The organism is Nonomuraea gerenzanensis, from assembly GCF_020215645.1.
Classification (GTDB): domain Bacteria; phylum Actinomycetota; class Actinomycetes; order Streptosporangiales; family Streptosporangiaceae; genus Nonomuraea; species Nonomuraea gerenzanensis.
Genome location: NZ_CP084058.1, coordinates 292,323 through 315,654 on the forward strand (window position 1 = coordinate 292,323; position 23,332 = coordinate 315,654).

At 73.4% G+C, this 23,332-nt stretch carries 19 protein-coding genes; 11 read left to right on the forward strand and 8 right to left on the reverse strand.

The window, feature by feature from the left end:
* Positions 1–29 precede the first annotated feature (29 nt).
* Together LCN96_RS01530 and LCN96_RS01535 are read left to right on the forward strand one after the other, a co-directional pair.
* Entirely contained in the window at positions 30–1,118 is a 1,089-nt protein-coding gene (locus LCN96_RS01530) for an ROK family transcriptional regulator (RefSeq protein WP_263657426.1), read from the forward strand.
* A gap of 24 nt (positions 1,119–1,142) precedes the next feature.
* Positions 1,143–1,580, forward strand: a complete 438-nt coding sequence (locus LCN96_RS01535) for a GNAT family N-acetyltransferase (protein WP_225270802.1) — start codon at positions 1,143–1,145, stop codon at positions 1,578–1,580.
* A 141-nt stretch (positions 1,581–1,721) separates the two neighbouring features.
* Here the strand turns inward: LCN96_RS01535 and LCN96_RS01540 are convergent, their stop codons facing one another.
* Positions 1,722–2,630: an MBL fold metallo-hydrolase gene (locus tag LCN96_RS01540; RefSeq protein WP_311132184.1), complete on the reverse strand. Its 909-nt coding sequence runs from the start codon at positions 2,628–2,630 to the stop codon at positions 1,722–1,724.
* Between the two features lie 170 nt (positions 2,631–2,800).
* Between LCN96_RS01540 and LCN96_RS01545 the strand changes: the two genes are divergently transcribed.
* The 3 genes from LCN96_RS01545 (at position 2,801) to LCN96_RS01555 (ending at position 9,848) form a co-directional block, all read left to right on the forward strand.
* Positions 2,801–6,502 (forward strand): BTAD domain-containing putative transcriptional regulator, encoded by a 3,702-nt coding sequence (locus LCN96_RS01545; protein ID WP_225270803.1) that lies wholly within the window; start codon positions 2,801–2,803, stop codon positions 6,500–6,502.
* Positions 6,503–6,512: 10 nt separating this feature from the next.
* Positions 6,513–6,869: a hypothetical protein gene (locus LCN96_RS01550; protein WP_225270804.1), complete on the forward strand. Its 357-nt coding sequence runs from the start codon at positions 6,513–6,515 to the stop codon at positions 6,867–6,869.
* A 93-nt stretch (positions 6,870–6,962) separates the two neighbouring features.
* Positions 6,963–9,848, forward strand: coding sequence for a DUF7507 domain-containing protein (locus tag LCN96_RS01555; protein WP_225270805.1), 2,886 nt, complete (start codon positions 6,963–6,965; stop codon positions 9,846–9,848).
* 68 nt (positions 9,849–9,916) lie between these two features.
* On the opposite strand, the gene LCN96_RS01560 is transcribed toward LCN96_RS01555, so the two are convergent.
* Positions 9,917–10,528: a GntR family transcriptional regulator gene (locus LCN96_RS01560; protein WP_225270806.1), complete on the reverse strand. Its 612-nt coding sequence runs from the start codon at positions 10,526–10,528 to the stop codon at positions 9,917–9,919.
* A gap of 54 nt (positions 10,529–10,582) precedes the next feature.
* On the opposite strand from LCN96_RS01560, the gene aceE reads away from it, so the two are divergent.
* A complete protein-coding gene (gene aceE, locus LCN96_RS01565) occupies positions 10,583–13,042 on the forward strand; it encodes a pyruvate dehydrogenase (acetyl-transferring), homodimeric type (RefSeq protein ID WP_311132185.1) in 2,460 nt (819 codons plus the stop codon).
* On the opposite strand, the gene LCN96_RS01570 is transcribed toward aceE, so the two are convergent.
* Both LCN96_RS01570 and LCN96_RS01575 read right to left on the reverse strand, forming a co-directional pair.
* Positions 13,043–13,480, reverse strand: a complete 438-nt coding sequence (locus LCN96_RS01570; protein WP_225270807.1) for a VOC family protein — start codon at positions 13,478–13,480, stop codon at positions 13,043–13,045.
* A 1-nt stretch (position 13,481) separates the two neighbouring features.
* On the reverse strand, positions 13,482–14,045 hold the full coding sequence (locus LCN96_RS01575) for a DinB family protein (RefSeq protein WP_225270808.1): 564 nt from the start codon (positions 14,043–14,045) through the stop codon (positions 13,482–13,484).
* Between the two features lie 53 nt (positions 14,046–14,098).
* On the opposite strand from LCN96_RS01575, the gene LCN96_RS01580 reads away from it, so the two are divergent.
* Both LCN96_RS01580 and LCN96_RS01585 read left to right on the forward strand, forming a co-directional pair.
* Positions 14,099–15,103, forward strand: a complete 1,005-nt coding sequence (locus LCN96_RS01580; protein ID WP_225270809.1) for a helix-turn-helix transcriptional regulator — start codon at positions 14,099–14,101, stop codon at positions 15,101–15,103.
* A gap of 79 nt (positions 15,104–15,182) precedes the next feature.
* Positions 15,183–16,832, forward strand: a complete 1,650-nt coding sequence (locus tag LCN96_RS01585; protein ID WP_225270810.1) for a RecQ family ATP-dependent DNA helicase — start codon at positions 15,183–15,185, stop codon at positions 16,830–16,832.
* Positions 16,833–16,840: 8 nt separating this feature from the next.
* On the opposite strand, the gene LCN96_RS01590 is transcribed toward LCN96_RS01585, so the two are convergent.
* From LCN96_RS01590 to LCN96_RS01600, 3 genes are all read right to left on the reverse strand, one after another.
* Positions 16,841–17,287, reverse strand: a complete 447-nt coding sequence (locus LCN96_RS01590; protein WP_225270811.1) for an iron chaperone — start codon at positions 17,285–17,287, stop codon at positions 16,841–16,843.
* 89 nt (positions 17,288–17,376) lie between these two features.
* Complete coding sequence (locus LCN96_RS01595) at positions 17,377–18,117, reverse strand: hypothetical protein (protein WP_225270812.1); 741 nt, start codon at positions 18,115–18,117, stop codon at positions 17,377–17,379.
* Positions 18,104–18,616, reverse strand: a complete 513-nt coding sequence (locus tag LCN96_RS01600; protein ID WP_225270813.1) for a SigE family RNA polymerase sigma factor — start codon at positions 18,614–18,616, stop codon at positions 18,104–18,106. Before LCN96_RS01600 ends, LCN96_RS01595 begins: the two co-directional genes overlap by 14 nt.
* Before the next feature lie 115 nt (positions 18,617–18,731).
* Between LCN96_RS01600 and LCN96_RS01605 the strand changes: the two genes are divergently transcribed.
* Complete coding sequence (locus LCN96_RS01605) at positions 18,732–19,622, forward strand: hypothetical protein (protein WP_225270814.1); 891 nt, start codon at positions 18,732–18,734, stop codon at positions 19,620–19,622.
* A 70-nt stretch (positions 19,623–19,692) separates the two neighbouring features.
* Entirely contained in the window at positions 19,693–20,751 is a 1,059-nt protein-coding gene (locus LCN96_RS01610) for a serine hydrolase domain-containing protein (protein WP_225270815.1), read from the forward strand.
* A 170-nt stretch (positions 20,752–20,921) separates the two neighbouring features.
* On the opposite strand, the gene LCN96_RS01615 is transcribed toward LCN96_RS01610, so the two are convergent.
* Positions 20,922–21,119 carry a hypothetical protein gene (locus LCN96_RS01615; protein WP_225270816.1) on the reverse strand — a complete coding sequence of 66 codons (198 nt, stop codon included), beginning with the start codon at positions 21,117–21,119 and terminating at the stop codon, positions 20,922–20,924.
* A 115-nt stretch (positions 21,120–21,234) separates the two neighbouring features.
* Here LCN96_RS01615 and LCN96_RS01620 point away from each other — a divergent pair, with 115 nt between their 5' ends.
* A complete protein-coding gene (locus tag LCN96_RS01620; protein ID WP_225270817.1) occupies positions 21,235–23,331 on the forward strand; it encodes a serine/threonine-protein kinase in 2,097 nt (698 codons plus the stop codon).
* Position 23,332 lies beyond the last annotated feature (1 nt).

Below are 23,332 nucleotides of genomic sequence, written 5' to 3' on the forward strand. Positions count from 1 at the left end.
ATTCCATGCGCGCCCGTAACCTGGCCGTAGTGCTGGCGACCATCCACCGGTCAGGACCGCACACCCGCGCGGCGCTGGCGGAGCGGACCGGGCTCACCAAGACCACCGTATCCAGCCTGGTCGCGGACCTGTTGGAGGCGGGCGTGGTGACCGAGAGCGGCACCGTGCGCGGCGGCGAGCGGGGGCGGCCCGGCGTGGCGGTCAGCCTGAGCGGGCACCGGGTGGCCGCGCTGGGGCTGGAGATCAACATCGACTACCTGGCGGCGTGCGTGGTGGACCTCACGCGTACGGTGCGGCTGCGGCGGGTCCGCCCGGCCGACAACCGCAACTCCGACCCCGCCGAGATCCTGGAGGCGCTGCGCGGCCTGGTCAAGGAGATCACCGCCGAGGCCGAGGAGGCCGGGCTGCGGGTCATCGGCGCGGCGCTCGCCGTGCCCGGCACGGTCGAGGGCGGGGTGCTGCGCAGCGCGCCGCACCTCGGCTGGCGGGACGTGCGCGTGGCGGGCCTGGTGGACCTGCCGTTCGAGATGGACAACGAGGCCAACCTGGCGGCGCTGGGCGAATTGTGGTTCGGGGCCAGGGAGCCCGACTTCCTCTACGTGTCCGGCGAGATCGGCATCGGCGCCGGCCTGGTGGTCGAAGGCGCGGTGTTCAGGGGCACGTTCGGGCTGGCGGGCGAGCTGGGGCACGTGGTCGTGGTGCCGGACGGGCCGGTGTGCCGGTGCGGCGGGCGGGGCTGCCTGGAGGTGTACGCGGGCCAGGACGCGTTGCTCGGCGAGGTGGCCTCGGTCGGCGAGCTGGTCGCGCGGCTGGAGTCGGGCGACCCGCGGGCGCGGGAGGCGTGCGAGCGGGCCGGGCACGCGCTCGGCGTGGCGCTCACCTCGGCCGTGCACCTGCTCGACCCGGGCCGGATCGTGCTCGGCGGCGTCTTCGCGCCGCTGTTCCGCTGGCTGGAGGGGCCGGTGTCGGCGGGGATGCGGGCCAGGCTGGGGCAGATGCGGGGGGCGCCGCCCGCGCTCGTGGTCTCGGGGACGGGGGGCGACGCGGCCGTGCTGGGGGCGGCCGGGTCGATCATCCAGAAGGTCCTGGCGGAGCCCGTCCAGCTACTGGGGCTGTAAGCGGACATTCCGTACTATGTCGGGGTGAAGATCGAGGAGCGCGCCGTCGCGGACCCCGAGCTCGCCGCCCTGCTCGACGCGGCCTTCGCGGAGCTGGTCGCCCGCTACGGGGCCGAGGGCCGCTCGCAGGTGAAGGAGGGCGCCCGGTACCTGGTGGCCTCCCTGGACGGGCAGGCCGTCGGCTGCGGCGCGGTGCAGCCGGTGGACGCCGTCACCGGGGAGCTCAAGCGCATGTACGTGGTCCCCGGGCAGCGCGGGCGCGGCATCGCCACCTCCCTGCTGTCGGCCCTGGAGGACCTGGCCAGGAGCCTCGGCTACGAGCGGCTGCGGCTGGCGACCGGGCTGCGCCAGCCCGAGGCCATCGCCCTGTACGAGCGGTGCGCGTACACGCTGACCGAGCCGTACGGCCGGTACGTGGACGCGCCGCTGACCCGCTGCTACGCGAAGGCACTGACGCCGTAGGGCGCCGGCGGCGTTGGTCTGGTCGCCGGCCGTGTTGGTGGGGCTCCAGGAGACATCCCGAACGGGACGACCGCCCCCGGATAGAGGTTGCCGCCTCCGGCCGAGCCGATCAGCGGATCGATGTGCCGCGCCCGCGCGGGATCAGACCGTGGTCCGCAGCGGGCCCCCGTGGTAGGCGATCGCGTCCGCTGCGGCGGCCACCAGGTCCACCTCACCCTCCGTCGCGGCCCTGTGCAGGTTCAGCACCAGCCGTTCCCGATCCCCCCAGTCGGCGAACTCGCCCAGGTCGGCCTGGCGGGCCGCCGCCAGCGGGGTGAGCCCCCGCGCCGCCTCCTTCTGCACGAACCGGAAGTAGCGCTCCTGCTCGGCCAGCACGTACGGCAGCGCCCGGGCGTCCACCAGCGGCCCGTGGCCCGGCACGACCAGCTCGGGCGCGAACGCCGCCAGCCAGTCCAGCGCCCGCAGCGAACCCTCCAGCGAGCCGCTGACGGTCAGCGGCGTGACGCCGTTGAAGAGCAGGTCCCCCGCGAACAGCACGCGCTCCTCCGGCAGCCACGCCACGACGTCGCCCGCCGAGTGCGCGACGAACCCGGGATGGCGCAGCTCGACGCGGCGGTCCCCGGTGTGCAGCGTCATCTCCGACCTGAACGTCACCGTCGGTGGCCGCCGCGAGAGGTTGCCCCAGTCGGGCACCGGCTCCCAGAACGGCGGCGCCCCGTCGATGACGATGTCCGCGAGGATGCCCTCGCGCGTGCTCTCGTGCCCGACGACGACCGTGTCCGCGGGCAGCAGGCTGTTGCCGTGCGTGTGGTCGCCGTGCGCGTGGGTGTTCACGGCCACCCGGACGGGCGCGCCGCGCGTGCGGGTGGCCAGCTGCATCAGGAAACGGCGCGTACGCCGCTCGCTGGCGCAGGTGTCGATCACCACGGTGCCGCCGGAGCCGGTGACCGCGCCGGCGTTGTTCACCCACCAGGTCCAGTCCGGCTGGACCCAGGCGTAGACCCCCGGGACGATCTCGTGCAGCACCGCGTCGTCGATCCCACTCATCATGCGTCCGGTCCTTTCTGGAGGGTGTGCCTCGATCATGCGGAGGCGGGGTTCAGTCCCGGTCGAGCCCCGGTAGATCGGTTCTGTGGGGAAATACCTGGAAGTCCCGGAGCGGCGGAGGCACCATGCCTACGGGGGCCGTGGCTCGTTCGCGCACGCGAAGGGAGACACGCATGGAGCTCCGCATTCTCGGCCCGCTGGAGGCGCTCGCGGACGGCACCGCGCTCGACCTCGGCGCCGCCAAGCAACAGGTGATCCTCGGCGTGCTGCTGCTGCACCCCAACCGGGTCGTGTCCGCCGGCCGGCTCGTGGACGAGGTGTGGGGCGAGGCGCCGCCGCCCAGCGCGGCCAAGGTCGTGCAGGGGTACGTCTCCGGGCTGCGCCGCGTCCTGGGCGGGGACGCGATCGTGACCAGGGGGCGCGGTTACCTGGCCGTGGTGCCGCCCGGGGCGCTCGACGCCGAGCGCTTCGAACGGCTCGCCCGGGAGGGGCGGGAGGCCGATCCGGCGGCGGCGGCCGGGCTCTTCCGCCAGGCGCTGTCGTTGTGGCGGGGGGAGGCGCTGGCCGGGCTGGCGTTCAGGTCGTCCGCCGCCGGGGAGGTCGAGCGGCTGACCGAGCAGCGGATCGGGGTTACCGAGGAGCTGATGGAGGCGGAGCTGGCGCTGGGGGGTGGGGCCGCGCTCGTGCCCGGGTTGCGGGAGCTGGTGGCGGCGCATCCGTACAGGGAACGGCCGCGGGCGCAGCTCATGCTCGCGCTCTACCGGTCGGGACGGCAGGCCGAGGCGTTGGCCGTCTACCGCGACACGCGGCGGCTGCTGGCCGCGGAGCTGGGGCTGGAGCCCGGTCCTGAGCTGCGGCGGATGGAACGGCTGGTGCTGGAGCAGGCGGAGGAGCTGGCGCCGGAGCGCCCGTCCGAGCGGGGGCATCCGTCCGTTTCCGGGTTGGTTTCACGGGAAACCGGCGCGCCGGAATCGCCCCCTGGCACCAGGCGGCTCGTCACCGTCCTGGCCGCCACCGCCGCCAGCACCGCCGCCCTGGACCCCGAGCTGCTTCACCACGTGCTGGACACGCACGCCCGCACCTGCGCCGACGTGGTCACCCGGCACGGCGGCAGCGTGCAACGGCCGCCGGGCCGGCCGATGGCGGGCGTGTTCGGGCTGCGCGAGGTGCGCGAGGACGACGCCCCGCGCGCCGTGCGCGCCGCCGTCGAGCTGCGGGACGCGCTCCAGGAGTGGCAGGCGGACGTCCGCCGCGACCACGGCGTCACGCTGCCGGTACGGCTCGGCGTCGAGTCGGGCGAGGCGTACGTGCCGGACGGCTCCCCGGCCACCGGGCACGTGTTCGACGCCGCGAGCCTGCTGCAGCAGGCCGCCCCCGACGGCGGCATCCTGCTCGGCGACCGCACCCGTGCCCTGGTCCGTGCGATGGCCACGGCGCAGCCGCACGAGACGGTGGCCGGCGCGCCCGCGTGGCTGCTGAGCGGGCTCAGGCGCGAGCCGTCGCTGCGGGAGTCGCCGGTGCCGTTCGTCGGCCGTCACCAGGAGCTGCACCAGCTCAGGCAGGCCCTGCACGAGGTGGTCGCGCGGCGGGACTGCCGCCTGGTGACCGTGCTCGGCCCGCCGGGCATCGGCAAGTCCAGGCTGACCGCCCGCCTGCTGGAGGAGGACACGGTCTCGGTCGTGATCGTGCGCTGTGCCTCGTACGGCACCGGGGCGGAGCTCGCGCAGCTCGTCAAGCAGGTGCCGGTGAGCAGCGCGGAAGAGCGCGGGCCGGTGAGCGGTGAGGAGGAGCGCCGGCCGGTGGGCGGCGGCGAGGAGGAGCGCGTCCGGCGGATCCTGACCTCGGCGGGGCAGCCCTCGCAGGCCGACGAGACGTTCTGGGCCGTACGCAGGCTCCTCGAACGCGCCGCCGCCCACCGCCCGCTGATCGTCGTGGTCGACGACGCCCATCACGCGCCCCCCGAGCTGCTCGACCTGCTCGACTACCTGGTCGCCTGCTCCACGGGCGCGCCCCTGCTGCTGCTGTGCCTGTCCCGCGAGCGGCGCGGGTCGTGGCCGGAGTCCGTGGTGCTCGGGCCGCTGGCGGAGCCGGAGGCGTACAAGCTGGCGGAGAACGCGGCGGCCGGCGCGCTCGACCAGCGCGCGGTCGAGGCGGTCGTGCGGGTGGCGGAGGGGAACCCGTTCTTCCTGGAGCAGCTCGTCGCGGCCAGGGAGGAGACCGGCACGGACGCGCTGCCCATGACCGTCCAGGCGGTGCTCGCAGCGCGCATCGACCACCTCGGCCCGGCGGAGCGCACCGTGCTCCAGTACGCCTCCGTCGAGGGCGCCACCTTCCACTGGGGCGCGGTCGCCGCGCTCGTGCGGGACGGCGCCCGCGCCGCGCTCATGTCCCTGGTCCGCAAGAACCTGGTCATGGCCGACCCGCCGCAGTTCGCCGACGAGGACGCGTTCCGCTTCGCCCACGCCCTCATCGGCGAGGTCGCCTACGACAGCCTGCCCAAACGCACCCGCGCCGACCTGCACGAGCGGATCGCGGGCTGGCTGACCGGCAAGCCGGGCGCGCAGCCCGCGGCGATCGGCCACCACCTGGAGGCGTGCGTGCGCCTGCGCGGCGAGCTGGGCCTGTCCGGCGAGCGGGAGCGCACGCTGGCCCGCGAGGCCGCCGCGCACCTGGCCGCCGCCGCGCCCGCCGCGTTGCTGCGCGGGGACGTGACGGCGGGCGCCCTGCTGTGGCGGCGCGCGGTCACGCTCATGCCGCCCGACGATCCGGAGCGGGCCGCGCTGCTGCCCAGGCTGGGGGCGGCGCTGTACGAGGCGGGCCGGTTCGAGCAGGCCAACGAGGTGCTCGGCGAGGCGATCGCGCTCGGCGAGCCCCGGGTGGCGGCGCTGGCCGAGGTGGAGCGGGAGCGCGTCCGGCTGCAGGCGGGTACCGGCTGGTCGCTGGCCGACGCGCGGCGGGTGGCCGACCGGGCGCTGCGCGCGCTGCGCGGCGACGACCGCGGCCTGTGCAGGGCGTGGTGCCTGCGTGCCTCCATCGACTGGACCGAGGGGCGGGCCGCCGCGGCGGACGAGTCCTGGCGGCACGCGGAACGGCACGCCGCGCTCGCGGGCGACGACCGCGAGCTGTACGAGATCCTCGGCTGGCGGGCGTCGGCGGCGGCGTTCGGCCCCATGCCGGTGGACCCGGCGCTCGCCCTGTGCGAGCGCAGCCGCGCCAGGGTGGCGGACAGCCCGGCGGCGATGGCCGTGATCCTGCACCCGGTCGGCCTGCTGCTGGCGATGCGCGGCGAGTTCGCCCAGGCCAGGGAGAGCCTGCGTGAGGCCGACGAGATCCTCGGCGAGCTGGGCCGGCTGCAGTCGGCCGTCTCCCACCACGAGGCCATGATCGAGCTGCTGGCGGGCCGGCCGGCGGAGGCCGAGTCGCTGCTGCGGGCCGGCTACGAGCGGCTGTCGGAGCTGGGCGAGCGCACGCTGCTCGCGACCACGGCGGCGATGCTCGCCCGCGCCCTGCACCTGCGGGGCCGCGACGAGGAGGCCGAGCACGCCTGCCGGGTCAGCGCCCGCAACGCCGGCGAGGAGGACCTGCCCACCCAGGTCATGTGGCGCGGCGTCCAGGCGGGCATCCTCGCCGCCAGGGGCGCCGCCGGGGCGGTGGACCTGGCCCGCGAGGCCGTACGGCTGGCCCAGCGCACGGACCTGTCGCCGATCATCGCGGACGCCCTGTTCGATCTCGCAGTGGTCCTGTACGCCTCGGGCGCGCACGAGCAGGCTTGTACCGAGGCCCGCAGGAGCAGGGCCCTGCACGAGCGCAAGGGGAACGCCGTGTCGGCAGAGCACGTGCGCGCCTGGCTCGAGGCACGATCACCAAGCGAATGAGAGCCATCCCATGTCCCTGTCCCAAATAGTCGAGGTCCTGGTCTCCGAGGAGGAGGTGACGGTCGTCGGCAGGCACACGCCGTCGCCCGAGCACGAGGGCAGCCCGGCGCACTACTACTACGTGCTCAGCAAGGACGGCGCCGCCCTCGTCCGCGGCAGCGCCGAAGTGGTCCTGCCGGTCAGCGTCCCCCCGGACCCCGCCCCCGAGACCTCCTGGACCGCCCCTCCGCGGCCCCGCCCGCAGGAGCTCAAGGAGGGCATGACCGTGCTCGCCACCGCGCTCGGCGTCATCGAGACCACGGACCCGCCCGGCTTCCACACCCTCCTGTGGAGCCAGGAACTCCCGGTCACCGTCATGGAGGACTGACGGGGCCGCCCGAGAGGTGAGTAATGCCCTACTCATGTGCCGGCGAGGGGAGGCAGGCGAGCCTGGTCGCTCGACCCGACGAGGGGAGCGGATGTGCGAACGCGGCTGGCTCGGCTGCTGACCGTCGTGTTATTGGCGGTGGCGGGCATGGCGTACGGAGGCGCGGTCCCGGCGCAGGCGGAGGCGGTGGAGGTCACCGTCAGCCTGTACCGGGTGCAGGAGCTGTCGTGCAACGAGGGCGACTTCGAGGCATGCGGCAACGACTACTACCCGAAGTTCAAGATCGGCGACAACGAGCTGTACGACGGCAAGGACGACTTCTGCTGCGCCCACGGCTCGGACTTCACCACCAACTGGGTGCACAAGGCCACGGTGGACACCAGCAGGAACCCGGTCGACATCCGGCTGGAGCTGTGGGACCAGGACGACCTGAGCGACGACGACGTCATCCACTGGGTCAGGACGGGTGACTACCTGGATCTCAAGTTCGACCTGTTCACCTGCGTCTTCACCGGCGGCGGCCTGACCGTCCAGCAGGGCGCGAACCTGCCGACGCTCGCGGGGGAGAGCGAGACGACCGGCGCGGACACGGCCAGGGGCTACTTCACGATCAGCACGCCCGACTGCGTCAGGAAGGTCAACGAGACCGACAGCGACGGCGACGGCATCATGAACGGCTGGGAGACGCCCAAGGGCGGCCTCGACGTCAACACGGACGGCAGGATCGACCTGGCGCTGGGCCAGGCGCCGTTCAACGCGCTGCCGTACCGCAAGGACCTGTTCGTCGAGGCGGACTTCATGCAGGGGTTCAGGCCGGTGGACGGCGCGCTGCAGGACGTGATCGACGCGTTCGCCGCCGCGCCCGTGGACCCGTTCCCCGAGCCCACGTCGCAGACCTTCCGCGGCGTCAAGCTGCACGCGGCGGTGGACGAGCAGGTGCCGCACGTGGCGGGGATCAACTTCAGGAGCGAGCCCGCCGGGGACCGCAACGACTTCTACGACTTCAAGCGCGGCAACCCGCGCGGCCCGTGCACGGGCTTCTTCGGCACCGCCGCCGACCGCGCGGACGCCAACTGCGAGCACATACTGAACGCCAGGCGCCAGGTCTTCCGTTACGCCCTGTTCGCCGACACCTTCGCGGAGAACACCAGCTCCTCGGGCAGCGCCGAGTGGGCCGCCGCCGGGCCGCAGGGCGGCAACGACTTCATCGTCACGATGGGCGCGCTGAGCGACACGACGTTCGAGCGGGCGGGCGGCAGGCGGGCCACCGAGGCCGCGACGTTCATGCACGAGCTGGGCCACACGCTGAGCCTGGGCCACGGCGGCGACGACGCCACCAACTGCAAGCCCAACTACCTCAGCGTGATGAACTACAACCTCCAGTTCCCGATCAGGGACTCCGCGCGCCCGCTCGACTACTCCAGCGCGCACGAGGGCACCGCGCTGACCACCCCGCTCGACGAGGCCCACCTCAACGAGAACAGGGGCGTGTACGGCAACCCGCGCCCCGAGCGCAACATCGTCTTCGGCCGCGGGGGCAAGCTGGAGGTGGCGCCCGCCACGGACGGCCGCATCGACTGGAACGGCATGAACGGCGACAAGGAGCCCGACGTCGCCGCCGACATCAACGACATCGACTCCATCAGGGCCTGCCGGGACGCCAGCCCCAACGAGGTGCTCGACGGCTTCGACGACTGGGCGAACATCCAGTACAACCCCCGGCTCTTCACCGGCAGCTTCGCCGACGGCACCGGCCGGGAGACCGTGGAGGAGATGACCGAGCAGACGGTCCTGGAGATGAGCCAGAAGGCCGACCTCAAAGTCACCAAGTCGGCCGACAAGCAGGAGGCCGCCGGCGGCGACACCGTGAGCTACACGGTGCCCGTGACCAACCTGGGCCCCGGCGCCGCCAAGGAGGTCTCGCTCACCGACACGCTGCCGGACGGGACCGAGGTGCGGCGCCCGGTGCCCGACCTGGCGAGCGGCGCGACGGACACGCAGACGTTCGGCTACGAGGTGCCGTGCGACACGGCGGACGGCACGGTGCTCACCAACACCGTCGCCGTGACGGGCAAGGACGCCGACGGCGTGGTGGACCCGTACACCAGCGACAACACCGCGAAGGCGACCACCACGGTCCGCGCGCCCGTGCTCACGGCCGGTCTGACGGCCACGGCGTCGGTGAACGCCGGTGAGGCGATCACGTACACGATCGGGTACGCCAACACCGGCGGCGGCCCCGCCTCCGCCGTCACCATCACCGCCACGCTCCCGGCGGGCGTCTACTACAGCCAGGCGCTCGACCAGGGCGCCGGCCCCAAGCCCGGCACGGTCACGCGGAACGCCGACGGCACCACGACGCTGACCTGGAGCGCCGGCGACCTGCCCGCCAGGTCGGGGGAGCGCAGCATCGTCCTGACCGCGCGGCCGACGCTGCTGGCCACGGCGGGCACGGCGTACGCGGCGAGCGTGTCGGCCGGTTTCAAGAACGCCGGCCAGGCGTGCACGTTCGAGCCGGTCAGCGCCACGGCCCGCACGACGGTCACCGAGGTCAGGCCCACCAGGAACCCGGTGCTGCCGGCGGTGTGGGCGCTGCGGCCCGACCTGCGCACGGCCGAGGTGCTGGCCCGCGTCCAGGCGACCGACACCCGCTTCGACGGGGCCGACGACTCGGCTCCCGACGGGGCGCTGTCGCAGCGCGAGGCGTCGGCCACGCTGACCCTGCCGGTGCTCCAGCCGCGCACGCTGCGGGCGGAGCTGCTGGCGGCGACGCTCAACCTGGGCACCCGCCGGATCAACGCGGCCACCGCCGTGGACACGCTCACCACCCGCGCGCTGGGGCTGAGCACGGTGGGCGACGCGGTCCGCTACGCCCAGGCGACCCTGGCCGAGCCGCCGACGGCGGCGAACCTGGTCCGCTACACGAAGACCACCCTGGTCCTCACCGAGATCAACTCGGGCCTGGCGGAACGTTGGTGATCCCCTGAACCCTGAGCGCCGCCGCGGCCACGGCGGCGCTCAGGCGCGCGCTCCAGGGCGGCCGGCGCTCAGGTGTGGGTTCCGCGTTCGGCGTAGCTGAGGACGTGCTCGCGCAGCAGGACGCCCACGCGCGGGTCGTCCCGCTCGAACGCCGCCAGCAGCGGCTCGTGGTCGGCGGCGTTCTCCAGGGCGTGCGTCCTGAGCAGCCGGATCGACAGGTGGGTCCACACCTCGATGCCGAGCGACTCCCACACCGACAGCAGCACCTCGTTCCCCGCGCCCCTGACGATCTCACGGTGGAACGCCACGCCGTGACGCACCTGCTCGGACACCGACGCGGCCTCGTGCAGACGCTCCAGGTGCGCGCGCAGGGCCGCCACGGGCGGGCGGCGCAGCCGTACGGCGGTCTCCTCCAGGCCGGCCCGCACCACGTAGACCTCACGCAGATCGGCCTGGGTCAGCTCGCGCACCCGCGCCCCCTTGTTGGGCGCGAACTCGATCAGGCGCAGCGCCGCCAGCTCGCGCAGCGCCTCGCGGACGGGAGCCTGGCTGACCCCGGCCTCGGCCGCCACCTGCCGCTCCACGATCCGGTCGCCCGGCCCCCATCGGCCGCCGATCAGGCCGTCGAGCAGGGTCTGGCGGATCTGGTCACTGAGCGGCGTACGCACGACGGGTTGCACAACTCACAGACTACAGAACATCGGATGATCGATCATAGGGTGTTTAATGGAGTCATGGAGAAAGACCTGGACCCGCAGGAGACCGCCGAGTGGCTGGAGTCGCTGGAGGCGGTGCGGCGGGCGGCCGGCCCAGAACGGGCCGACTTCCTGTTGAGCAGGCTTGCCATGAGCAGCCGCCCCATCAACACGATCCCCACGGCCGAGGAGCCCGCCTACCCCGGTGACCTGGCCCTGGAGGAGCGCATCTCGGCGTACGACCGCTGGAACGCGGCCGTGATGATCACCCGGGCCAGCAAGGACGGCCTGGGCGGTCACCTGGCCACCTACGCCTCCGCCGCCTGGCTGTACGAGGTCGGCTTCAACCACTTCTTCGACGGCGAGCACGACCAGATCTACTTCCAGGGGCACGCCTCCCCGGGCATCTACGCCCGCGCCTTCCTGGAGGGCAGGCTCACCGAGGCCCAGCTCGACCTGTTCAGGCGCGAGCCGGAGGGCGGGCTGCCGTCGTACCCGCACCCGCGCAGCATGCCGGGCTTCTGGCAGTTCCCCACGGTGTCCATGGGGCTGGGCCCGCTCAACGCGATCTACCAGGCGCGGTTCAACCGCTACCTGCACGACCGGGGCATCAAGGACACCTCGCGCAGCCACGTGTGGGCCTTCCTCGGCGACGGCGAGATGGACGAGCCGGAGTCCACCGCCGCGCTCACCCTGGCCGCCCGCGAGGGGCTCGACAACCTCACCTTCGTGATCAACTGCAACCTCCAGCGGCTCGACGGGCCGGTGCGCGGCAACACCAGCGTCGTGCAGGAGCTGGAGGGCGTCTTCAGGGGCGCGGGCTGGCACGTCGTCAAGGCGCTGTGGGGCCACGAGTGGGACGGGCTGCTCGGCTCCGACGAGCTGGTGGCGCGGCTGGCGCAGGTGCCCGACGGGCAGTTCCAGACGTTCGCCGCCTCCACGGGCGGCTACATCAGGGAGCGCCTGTTCCAGGGGCTCGACGTGCCGCACTCGGACGAGGAGCTGCGGCGCATCGTGGGCGGCTCGCGGGCGGGCCACGAGCCGCGCAAGGTCTACGCCGCCTATCACCGGGCGCTCGGCAACCGGGGCGCGCCCACGGTCGTCCTCGTGCAGACCGTCAAGGGCTGGATGCTCGGCTCCGGCATCGAGGCGCGCAACGCCAACCACCAGATGAAGAAGCTCACCCAGGACGAGTTCCGCGTGCTGCGCGACCGCCTGGGGCTGCCGGTGACGGACGAGGCGCTGGCGGGCGAGCTGCCGCCGTACGCGCACCCGGGCCCCGACTCCCCCGAGGCCCGCTACGCGGCCGAGCGGCGCCGCGCCCTGGGCGGTGCGGTGCCCCGCCGCACGGTCGCCGCCAAGCCGCTGCCCGAGCCGGGCGAGCGCGCGTTCCGTGCGCTGGAGAAGGGCTCCACGCAGCCGGTGGCCACCACGATGGCGCTGGTACGGCTGGTCAAGGACCTGATGAAGGAGCCGGAGACCGGGCGCCGCTGGGTGCCGATCGTGCCCGACGAGGCCAGGACGTTCGGCATGGAGTCGCTGTTCCCCACGGCCAAGATCTACTCCCCGCTGGGCCAGCGCTACGAGTCCGTGGACAGGGAGCTGCTGCTGGCCTACAAAGAGGCCACCGACGGGCAACTGCTCATCGAGGGCATCACCGAGGCGGGCTCGATGGCCTCCTTCGCCGCCGCCGCGTCCAGCTACGCCACGCACGGCGAGCCGATGATCCCGCTCTACATCTTCTACGCCATGTTCGGCTTCCAGCGGACCGGCGACCAGATGTGGGCGCTGGCGGACCAGCTCGGCCGGGGTTTCCTGGTCGGGGCCACCGCCGGCCGCACCACGATGACCGGCGAGGGCCTCCAGCACGCCGACGGCCACTCCCAGCTGCTGGCCTCGGCCAACCCGGCCTGCGTCGCCTACGACCCCGCCTTCGCGTACGAGGTGGGCACGATCGTCCGCGACGGCCTGCGGCGCATGTACGGCACGACCCCCGAGGACGTGTTCTACTACCTGACCGTCTACAACGAGCCGCTCCCGCAGCCCGCCATGCCGGAAGGCGTCGAGGAGGGCATCCTGCGCGGCATCTACCGCTACCAGGAGGGCGGCGGCCAGGCCCACCTGCTGGCCAGCGGCACCGCCATCCACTGGGCGCTGGAGGCGCAGCGCCTGCTCCAGGAGGACTACGGCCTCGGCGTGGACGTCTGGTCCGTCACCTCGTGGAGCGAGCTGCGCCGCGACGCCATGACCAGCTCCGGCGTGCCGTACCTCCGGCAGGCCCTGGCAGGGGCGCGGGGGCCGGTGATCGCGGTCAGCGACTGGATGCGCGCGGTGCCCGACCAGATCCGCCCGTGGATCGACCAGCCGTGGACCTCCCTCGGCACCGACGGGTTCGGCCTGTCGGGCACCCGCGAGTCCGTGCGCAGGCACTTCGGCGTCGATCCCCGCTCGATCGCCGACGCCGTGTTCAAGGCCGTGGAGGAGCAGGCCAGGCACTGATCAGTCGAGACAGAACTCGTTGCCCTCCGGGTCGGCCATGATGAGGTGGCCGAAGTGGAGCGGCGGGGCGGGGTCCTGCCGGTGCAGGCGGGTGGCGCCGTGGGCGACGAGCCGGTCGGCCTCCGACTCCAGGGCCGCCATCCGCGCCTCGTCCGAGAGGCCGGGGGCGGCCCGCAGGTCGAGGTGCAGGCGGTTCTTGGCCTGCTTGCCCTCGGGCACCCGCTGGAAGAACAGCCGGGGGCCCGAGCCGTCGGGGTCCACCACCGCCGAGGCGTCGTTGCGGCGCTCCGGCGGCACGCCCCAGGCGTCCAGGGCCTGCTCCCACGACTCGAAGCCCGGAGGCGGGCCGTCCAGCCGGTAGTGGAGGGCCTCGGCCCAGAACGCGGCCAGCTTCGCCGGGTCGCCGCAGTCGAAGGTGATCTGTATCTCGCGGGCCATGTCAGCTCGCCTCCCGTCGGGTGTGCAGGTAGAGGTCGCGCAGCAGGCAGACCTCGGACAGATGGTGGATCAGCTCCCGGTTGATGTGCAGCACCAGCGCCGCCATCGGGTGCTCGTCGTACGGCTCCTCGGCCTTGCCGCACGGGCGGGCCAGGCCGTCCTCGCCGAGGGACTCGACCCCGGCCAGCCAGGTGGCGTACTCCGTGTCGAGCTGGGCCAGCGCCTCGGCCGCCGTTCCGGCGTAGGCGAAGGAGTGGTAGTCGGTGGGCTCGCGGCCGAAGTGCGAGGCGTTGCGCATGGCCAGCACGCCGACGATGACGTGGCCGAGCCGCCAGGCGATCGTCGTGAACGGCTCCGGGTCGGGCGGGGGGAAGGCGAAGTCGATGGTCATCGCGCCGGAGCCGCCCTGCACCGGGGCGGTCCCGGTGCCGCGCGGCCGCACGTTCCAGGAGCCGGGCGCGGGCTCCCAGAAGTACTCGTCGTCGGTGAGCCCGTCCAGCCGCGTGCGCAACTGGTGGGTCCAGTGCCAGTCGATCTGGTCGCGGAGCAGTGAGTTCCAGGTCATGGCCACAGCCTGCCCGCAATAACGGACAGGATCGGTCCGTGTTCTGTGGAACGATGAGCCGCATGGGCGCCGAGGGGACGACCGAGCGGGTGTTGCGCCTGCTCTCACTGCTGCAGCGCAGGCTGTCGTGGACCGCCACCGAGCTGGCCGACGAGCTGGGGGTCACCGACCGCTCGGTGCGCCGCGACGTGGAGCGGCTGCGGGCGCTCGGCTACCCCGTGCACGCGACGGCGGGCGTCGGGGGCGGCTACCAGCTCGGCGCGGGCACCCGGCTGCCGCCGCTGCTCCTCGACGACGAGGAGGCGATCGCGACGGCGGTGTCCCTGCGGCTGGCCTCGGGCGGCACGGTGGCCGGGGCTGGCGAGGCCGCGCTGCGCGCGCTCGCCAAGCTCGACCAGGTGATGCCGCCCCGGCTGCGGGCCGAGGTGCGGGCGGTGCACGGCGCCACCGACACCCTGCTCGGCCCCGGCGTCGAGATCGACGCCGAGCTGCTGGTGACGCTCGCGCGGGCCTGCCGCGACGCCGTGCGGGTGCGGTTCCTGTACGTCGCGGCGCGTGGCGGCGTGGAGCGCGAGCGTACGGTGGAGCCGGTGCGGATGGTCGCCACCAGCCGCCGGTGGTACCTGATGGCCTACGACGTGAATCGCGACGACTGGCGTACCTTCCGGCTCGATCGCATGCGCGACGTGACCGCCACGACCTGGCGCTTCCAGCCGAGGCAGCACCCCGACCCGGTGGCCTTCGTGCAGCGGGGCGTGACCGAGGCGCCGTACCGGCACCTGGCCCGGGTGCGGCTGCGCGCGCGGCCCGAGCAGGTGCGGGAGCTGGTGCCGCCGCAGGTGGGGCGGGTGGAGGAGGATCGCGACGGGTGGTGCGTGCTGGTCTCCGGCGGCGACAACCTGGACGCGATCGCCGTGCACGTGGCCTGGCTGGGGTTCGAGGCCGAGATCCTGGAGCCGCCGGAGCTGCGGGAGAGCGCCGCCCGGCTCGCCCGCCGCCTCGCCGCGATGGCCGCCCCGGTCCCGCCGTGCGCGTCCGGAGCGCCCGGCGACGGCTGACCAGCGGGAAGATCCGCGCCTCGCATGCGGCCCGCGAACGCGGGTACTGGCGGCCCACCGGGAGTGAAGGATGGGTGGCATGGGCTTATGGACGGGGCTGCGGGGCCGGTTCGGGCGGCGCGGGCGCAGGCTGCGGGCCACGGCCAGGCAGCGCTTCGGCTGGCAGGCGCTGCGGCCGGGCCAGCAGGAGGCGATGGAGCACCTGCTCGCCGGCCGCGACGTGCTGCTCGTCATGCCGACGGGCGGCGGCAAGTCGGCGGTCTACCAGTTGCCCGCGCTGCTGCTCGACGGGCCCGCGATCGTCGTCTCGCCGCTGATCGCGCTCCAGCGTGACCAGGTGAGCGGCCTGGCCGAGGCGGACGCGGGCGGCGCCGTGGCGGTGAACTCCACCGCCTCCGTGGAGGCGGGGCTGGAGAAGGTCACGGCGGGGGACGCGGCGTTCGTGTTCCTGTCGCCGGAGCAGCTCGCCAAGGCCGAGGTGGTCGAACGGCTCGCGCGGGCACGGCCGTCGCTGATCGCGATCGACGAGGCGCACTGCGTCTCGTCGTGGGGGCACGACTTCCGCCCCGACTACCTGCGGCTGGGCCAGGTCATCGAGCGTCTGGGGCATCCGCCGGTGGTGGCCATGACCGCCACCGCCGCGCCGAACGTCCGCGAGGAGATCGTCCGCTCGCTCGGGCTGACCAGGCCGGCCGAGATCGTCAGGGGCTTCGACCGCCCCAACCTCTTCCTGGAGGTCCGCCGCTTCGCCCGCGCGGAGGACAAGAGCCGGGCCCTGGTCGAGGACGCCGCCTCCCGCGACGGGCTCGGCCTCGTCTACGTCGCCACCCGCAAGGAGAGCGAGGAGTACGCCGCGGCGCTGGCCGGCAGGGGACGCCGGGCCGAGGCGTACCACGGGGGCATGCGCGCCGCCGAGCGCACCCGCGTGCACGACCTGTTCACCCGGGGGGAGGTGGACACGGTCGTGGCGACGTCGGCGTTCGGCATGGGCATCGACCGGCCGGACGTGCGTCACGTGCTGCACGCCGCGCCGCCGGAGTCACCCGACGCGTACTACCAGGAGATCGGCAGGGCGGGCCGGGACGGCGGGCCGGCCGCGGCCGTGCTGTTCTACCGGCAGGAGGACCTGGGCCTGCGCCGCTTCTTCACCGCCGGCAGGGCCGACGGCGAGGCGCTGCTGCGCGTGGCGACGCTCGTGCGCGAGCACGGCGGCACGGTGCCCGCCGGCGAGCTGGCCGCGCTGCTCAAGGTGGGCACCACCCAGCTCACCAGGCTGGTCAACCTGCTGGAGCAGGCGGGCGCGCTCACCGTGACCGCCACCGGCGACCTGCGTTACACCGACGCGGGGCTGCCGCCGGAGCGGGCCGCCGCGCGGGCGGCCGAGCTGGACGAGACGCGGCGCCGCGTCGACGACTCGCGCATCGACATGATGCGCGGCTACGCGGAGACCAGGGGCTGCCGCCGCCGGTTCCTGCTCGCCTACTTCGGCGAGCCGTACGCCCCCGTCACCTGCGGCGCGTGCGACACCTGCGAGAGCGGCGACGCGCCCGAGCCGGTGCCCGCGCCCGGGCGGGGCGAGTTCCCCGTGCAGGCGAAGGTGACGCACAAGCTGTGGGGGCCTGGGACGGTCATGAGCCGGGAGCACGACAGGATCACCGTGCTGTTCGACTCGGTGGGCTACAAGACGCTCTCGCTGGCCGTGGTGGCGGACGTGCTGCGCCGCGCGTAGCCCGGCCGTCAGCTCGCCGCCTGCTTCACCAGCTGGGCGATCCTCGCCTCGGCCTCGGGGGTCAGCCCGGTCAACGCGTACGCGGTCGCCCACATGGTGCCCTCGTCCAGGCTCGCGGCGTCGTTGAAGCCGAGCGTCGCGTATCTGGTCTTGAACTTCTGGGCGGGCTGGAAGAAGCAGACGAGCTTGCCGTTCTTGGAGTAGGCGGGCTGGCCGTACCAGAGCCGGGGGGTGAGCTCCGGCGCGTTCTCCTTGACGAGGGCGTGGATGCGCTCGGCCATCACCTTGTCCGACTCGCCCATCTCGGCGATCTTCGCGAGCACGTCCTGCTCCCCGTCGGCCTTGGTGGCCTTCGAGCCGCGGCGCGCGGCCTTCTTCAGCTCCTGGGCGTGCTCCTTCATGGCGGCGCGCTCGTCGTCGGAGAAACCGTCGAAGGTGGCCTTGGTGTCCGTCATTGGGGTGTTCCTCCCGTGCATGTGCTCTTGGGTGAATCTCATGTTAGGAGGGCGCCCCGGGCACGGGCTTCTTGAAACCTGATCGGTTGTCAGAGGGTGGAGGTGAGCCCTTCCCCGATCTTCTTCAGCTCGGCGGTGACGGCCTCGGGGCCGGAGTACTCCTTGACGTACACGGGGCTGAAGAAGATCTCGGCCCACTGCTGGTCGGCCAGCTTGAGGAAGAGGGTCGGGGTGCCCGCCATGCCGTCCTCGCCGACGTTCGTCACGATCAGGTAGCCGCTGCGTCCCCCGACGGTCACGTCCTGGCCCTCCTCCTCGTCCCGGTAGCGCTGGAGCCGTTCTTCGAGGTCCGAAACGGCTGTCTTCTCCCACATGAAGATCCCGACGCGGTAGCTGCCCTCATCGTCGCCCTTGTAGAAGTACGAGGTCGAGTAGCTGTCGCCGTTGTCCACCGACGACCCACCCCACACCAGCCGCTTGGGCAGGTAGCCCACCCTGACGTGGCCGAACTCCCGGCCGTCGCCGAGGTCCCCGAGGTCCTCCGGCTCCGTCCGCACGGGCGGGAGGTCGTCGATGGCGGGCGGCTCCGGCACCGCCGAGGTGGTGGCCCGCTGGCCGGCCGGGCCCGCCGAGCCGGTGTTCAGGTAGACGAAGGGCGTGCCGACGGCGATCACGGAGGCGGCCACGCACGCGGCCACCACCGCGGCCCTGGCCCTGCGCCGCCGGTCCCGGTCGGCGCGGACCACCCGCTCCATCAGGTCCGGCGCGGCGCGCAGCCGGGCGGTCTCGTCCGTCATGAGCTGCCGGAGCTGGTCCTCAAGCGTGGGCATTGCTGATCACTCCTTCCACTGTGTCCCGGCCGAGCGCCGTGCGGAGCTTGGCCATGGCCTTCGACGCCTGGCTCTTGACCGTGCCGACCGAGCAGCCGAGCACCTCGGCCGCCTGCTGCTCGCTGAGGTCCTCCCAGTACCGCAGGACGACCACCGCGCGCTGCCGGGGAGGCAGCGCGCGCAGCGCCTCCATCAGCACGTGCAGCAGGTCGGGGTCGCCCGCCCTGGCCGCCGTCTCCGGCGGGCTGTGCATGGGCACGATCTTGAGGATGGCCCTGCGGCGGGCCCGGCTGATGGCCGCGTTCACGATGACGCGGCGCACGTAGGGCTCCGGGTTGTCGTGGCTGACCCGGTCCCACTTCCTGTAGGTGCGTTCGAGCGCCGTCTGCAGCAGGTCCTCGGCCTCCACCTCGTCGCCACAGGCGAGGTAGGCCACCCGCAGCAGGCTCGTGGCACGCGCGGCCACGAAGGCGCCGAAGTCGTGCTCCGCGCCGCTCACGGCTGTCTGTCCGATGTCACGCCTCCTAATACGCCTCGCCGCGGCCGGCCGTTGCCCGCCCGCGCGAAACGAGGTGCGGGGCAACCCGCCGGGCCGCCCAGGCGTATGGATGGTCGTGAGTCGCAAACCCATGAGCAAGCTGATCAGTCTCGGCGCCGGCCTGGCCCTGGGGGCCACCGTCCTGGCCGCGCCACCCACCGCCGCGGCCGCCCCTCCCGAGGGCGCCTACTGGCACACGAGGTCGGTCACGTCCCTCGCCCACCCCTGGCGGTTCGGCAGCAAGTCGGACTCCTACGGGCTGATGCAGCACCGCGTCTCCGAGACGTGGACCGCGCCCGACGGCAAGTCCTGGTTCGGGTACCGCGAGCTGGGCACGGTGCCCGCGACCGCAGCCGACAAGCAGGCGTGGCAGCGCCACGGCTCGCCCGCCAAGTGGAGCAGGTCGATCGACGGCAAGGTGGTGAAGCTGTCCACCCAGCCGGCCAAGGGCTCCGTGGGGCCCGTGCGCCAGGAACGCAACCAGTTCTGGCTCGCGGGGCAGTGGCTGACCTACGACGAGGTGCAGCGCCTGCCCGCCGACCCGGCCCGGCTGAAGGACTGGCTCACCAGGGCGGGCCAGGTCTTCGGCATCGCCGACGGCTCCATGGCGAACTGGCTGAAGTCCAGCCTGCCCCACCTCCTGCACGCCGTCCCGGCGCCGAAGGAGGTGCGCGCGGCGGCGTACCAGGCGCTGCTGACCCAGCCGGGCGCCCGCGCCGGCGGCGCCGCGAAGGACACCCTGGGCCGGACGGGCACCACCGTGGTGATCGAGAGCACGAGCGGGACGGGGAAGAAGGCGTCCACCGCCGTCCAGCGGCTGATCGTCGACACCGGCCGGATGGTGCTGCTGTCGGAGGGCCGGGAGGTCGTGGTCGGCGGCGAGCCGGTCGGGGGCAAGTCGTACACCGAGACGTTCGCCGAGGTCGGCTGGACCGACTCCCGGCCCGCCGTCCCCGCCCTGCCCTGAGGTTTTCCGCAGCAGGAGTGGGCGGGGCACCGCATTCTGCGGCGCGGCCGATCTCCGTAGCGTTGGCCACATGATGCAGACGATGATGAACGTGCTGGTGGCGGGGGCTGTCGCGGCGGGCGGCACCGGAGTGGACGTGCGTGCCGACATGGAGCGGATCGTGGCGGGCGACGGGGCCACGGCGGCCCTGGCGCGGGTCTCCGACGCCACTGGCACCTGGTCGGGCGCCGTGGGCGCGCGCGACGTCGAGCGCGGCGGGCGGCCGTCGCCCAAGGGCCACTTCCGGATCGGCAGCGTCACCAAGACCTTCGTCGCGACCGTGGTGCTGCAGCTTGTGGACGAGGGCGAGCTGGCCCTCGACGACCCCATCGAGCAGTACCTGCCCGGCCTGGTGCCCGGCGGCTCCGGCATCACGGTACGCGAGCTGCTCAACCACGAGAGCCACCTGTACGACTACATGAGCGAGCCCGGCTACTCGACCAACCGCTGGCGCGGGGACGCGCGGTTCCGTTCGTACCAGCCGCGCGAGCTGCTCAAGGTGGCCTTCGCCAAGCGGCTGCCCGACGACGGGAAGTGGCACTACTCCAACACCAACTACGTGGTGCTCGGGCTGCTGGTGGAGAAGCTGACCGGCCGCCCGTACGGCGAGGAGGTCGAGCGCCGCGTCCTGCGCCCGCTGGGGCTGCGGCACACGGTGGTGCCGGGCGACCGCCCCGGGCTGCCGTCGCCGCACGCCAAGGGGTACGAGCCGCTGTCCGGCGGTCTGGTGGACGCGACCAGGATGAACCCGTCGCTGGACTGGGCGGCGGGGGAGATGATCTCGACCGCGGCCGACCTGGAGACGTTCATGGCGGCGCTGCTCGGGGGCAAGCTGACCAGCCGGGAGTCGTTGCGGGCGATGCGCACGACGGTCAAGACGGAGGCGGGCTTCGACTACGGGCTCGGCCTGCAGGCCTACCGGCTGCCGTGCGGCACGGTGTGGGGGCACAGCGGGGAGCTGATCGGGTACCAGACGTACGCGTTCCGGTCGGACTCCGGCAAGTCGTTGACCCTGTCGATCAACCCCTCGACCCGCAACCCGACCACGGCGGAGGTCATGGGGATCGCGGTGAAGGTGTTCTGCGGGTGAGCGGCCGGCGTTCTTAGCCCCGCATTACGCGGCCTTTTCTAGGGTGACGGCCGAGACCTTACTCGGGAGCTGCCCATGTCACAGCGGAAGGTGAAGCGCAGGCGGGCCGCGATGCGGCGCGAGGAGGCTCTGCGGCGGGAGCGGAGCAGGCGTCTGCGGCGCAGGATCGGTTACGGGGCCGCCGCGGTGGTGTCCGTGGTGTTCGTGGCGATCGGGGTGCTGGCGTACCAGTCCGTCGGTAGGTCGTCGCCACCGGCCGCCGGGACGGTCCAGCCGACGGCCACCGGATCGCCGACGGCCACCGGATCGCCGACGGCCACCAGCTCACCCACCAGCTCACCCACGAGTTCGCCCACGGTGTCGCCCACCAAGAACGGGTAGTTCGCGAAGAGCGCCAGGAGAGTAGGCTTTTAGCGCTGCATTTCGTGCATAGCTTCCGTAAGCCATCGTTTCTGGTGAGCATCCTTCTTGGGGAAGGTACCTGTGCCCAGTTTCAGTCCTCTGCGGCCGGCCGACCCGCGCCAAGTAGGTCCTTACCGGCTGACGGGCTACCTGGGCGCGGGCGGCCAGGGCACCGTGTACGTGGGGGAGTCGCCCGAGGGTCAGACCGTCGCGATCAAGGTGCTGCACGCCAGGCTGTCGGAGGAACCCCAGGCCCGTGAGCGCTTCCTCCAGGAGATCGCGGCGACCCGGCAGGTGCGGCAGTTCTGCACGGCCCGGGTCCTCGACGCCGACACCAGCGGCGACCAGCCGTACGTGGTCAGCCAGTACGTCGAGGGCATCTCGCTGAGCCGGCTGATCGCCACGCAGGGCGTGCGCGATCCTGACGCGCTGGAGCGGCTGGCCGTCGCCACCGTCACCGCGCTGGTCGCCATCCACCAGGCCGGCATCGTGCACCGCGACTTCAAGCCCAGCAACGTCGTCTGCGGCCCCGACGGGCCGCGCGTGATCGACTTCGGGCTGGCGCGGGCGCTGGACTCCACGGTCGCCGAGAGCAGCGAGATCCTCGGCACGCCGGCCTACATGGCGCCCGAGCAGTTCAGCGCCGGCGTGGTGACGGCCGCCTCCGACATGTTCAGCTGGGCCGCCACCATGGCGTACGCGGCGAGCGGGCGCCCGCCGTTCGGCAACGACAGCATCCCGGCGCTCTTCCAGCGCATACTCAACGAGGAGCCGGACCTCAGCGGGCTGACCGAGCCGGTGCGGTCGCTGGTGGTGGCGTGCCTGAACAAGAGCCCAGCGGCCCGGCCGTCGGCGACCGACGTGCTGTTCAACCTGCTCGGCCACGGCGTGCCCGATCCGGCGCGGGAGGCGCCAGGCCAGGAGGCGCTCTTCTCGCCGGGAACGCCGCCGCGCGGTGGCGGCGAGGGGCCCGCGGCGACGTCGCTCTCGCGGCCCGTTCTGGCGGCGATGCCGGGGCCGCCGTCGCTGTCCGGCCCCGCCTCGATGGCCGGACCGTCCGTGGTCTCCGGTGCCGTGCCGCTCCCCGGCGTGGAGGGGCCGGTCTCGGCGACGGAATCGCTGGTGGGCGTGCCCGTCCGCACCGGGGCCAGGTCGCGGCGCACGCTGCTCACCGCGTCGTTCGGGCTGGTGGCCGCCGGGGCCGTCGCCACGGGCGCCTACTTCGCCCTGGCCAGGCCCGCGACGCCCAAGGTCATCACGCGGCCCGTCGTCGTCACGGGGCCCACCACGCCGGTGGTCCAGCCGGAGGTGACCAGGACCCTCGCCCCGGACCCCGCCTACGCTGTCGCCTACAGCCCTGACGGCAGGACGTTCGCCACCGGCGGCGCCGACGGGGACGTGCGGTTGTGGGACGCCGCCACCCGCCGCGCCACCACCTCGCTCGACGGCCACACGAAGGGCGTGCACGCGGTGGCGTTCAGCCCGGACGGCAAGACGCTCGCGACGGGGAGCGACGACGGCACCGTACGGCTGTGGAGCGTGCCCTCGGGGAAGAGCAAGGGCACGCTCACCGGCCACACCGGAGGGGTCGGGTCGGTGGCGTTCAGCCCCGACGGCAAGACGCTGGCCAGCGCCAGCCGCGACAGGACCGTGCGGTTGTGGAACGCCGAGACCGGCGACGGCACCGCGATCCTCGCCGGGCACACCGACTGGGTGGACTCCGTGGCGTTCAGCCCGGACGGGGCCACGGTCGCCACGGCCAGCCACGACCGGACCGTGCGGCTCTGGCATCCCGCCACCGGTGAGGCCGCCGCCGTGCTGTCCGGGCACCGCTACTGGGTCTTCTCCGTGGCCTTCAGCCCTGACGGCAAGACGCTGGCGAGCGCGAGCGCCGACCGTACCGTCCGGTTGTGGGACGTCGCCGCCCGCAAGGAGCGCACCGTGCTGGCCGGCCACCGCGGCTGGGCCTCCGCCGTCGCCTTCAGCCCGGACGGGCGGACGCTGGCCAGCGGGGGTTATGACCGCAAGGTGCGGCTGTGGGAGGTGGCGAGCGGCCGGGGGACCGGGGAGCTGGACGGGCCGGGGGACTGGATCTACTCGGTGGCCTTCAGCCGCGACGGCGCGACCGTCACCGGGGTCGCCGGAGACGCCACGCTGCGGGTGTGGGGCACGCGCTGAA

Bases quoted from the DNA above. Each gene is read 5' to 3' on its own strand.
- LCN96_RS01540 (WP_311132184.1), bottom strand. From the start codon at position 2,630: ATGATGAGTGGGATCGACGACGCGGTGCTGCACGAGATCGTCCCGGGG.
- LCN96_RS01545 (WP_225270803.1), top strand. From the start codon at position 2,801: ATGGAGCTCCGCATTCTCGGCCCGCTGGAGGCGCTCGCGGACGGCACC.
- LCN96_RS01550 (WP_225270804.1), top strand. From the start codon at position 6,513: ATGTCCCTGTCCCAAATAGTCGAGGTCCTGGTCTCCGAGGAGGAGGTG.
- aceE (WP_311132185.1), top strand. From the start codon at position 10,583: ATGGAGAAAGACCTGGACCCGCAGGAGACCGCCGAGTGGCTGGAGTCG.
- LCN96_RS01570 (WP_225270807.1), bottom strand. From the start codon at position 13,480: ATGGCCCGCGAGATACAGATCACCTTCGACTGCGGCGACCCGGCGAAG.
- LCN96_RS01575 (WP_225270808.1), bottom strand. From the start codon at position 14,045: ATGACCTGGAACTCACTGCTCCGCGACCAGATCGACTGGCACTGGACC.
- LCN96_RS01580 (WP_225270809.1), top strand. From the start codon at position 14,099: ATGAGCCGCATGGGCGCCGAGGGGACGACCGAGCGGGTGTTGCGCCTG.
- LCN96_RS01585 (WP_225270810.1), top strand. From the start codon at position 15,183: ATGGGCTTATGGACGGGGCTGCGGGGCCGGTTCGGGCGGCGCGGGCGC.
- LCN96_RS01590 (WP_225270811.1), bottom strand. From the start codon at position 17,287: ATGACGGACACCAAGGCCACCTTCGACGGTTTCTCCGACGACGAGCGC.
- LCN96_RS01595 (WP_225270812.1), bottom strand. From the start codon at position 18,117: ATGCCCACGCTTGAGGACCAGCTCCGGCAGCTCATGACGGACGAGACC.
- LCN96_RS01610 (WP_225270815.1), top strand. From the start codon at position 19,693: ATGATGCAGACGATGATGAACGTGCTGGTGGCGGGGGCTGTCGCGGCG.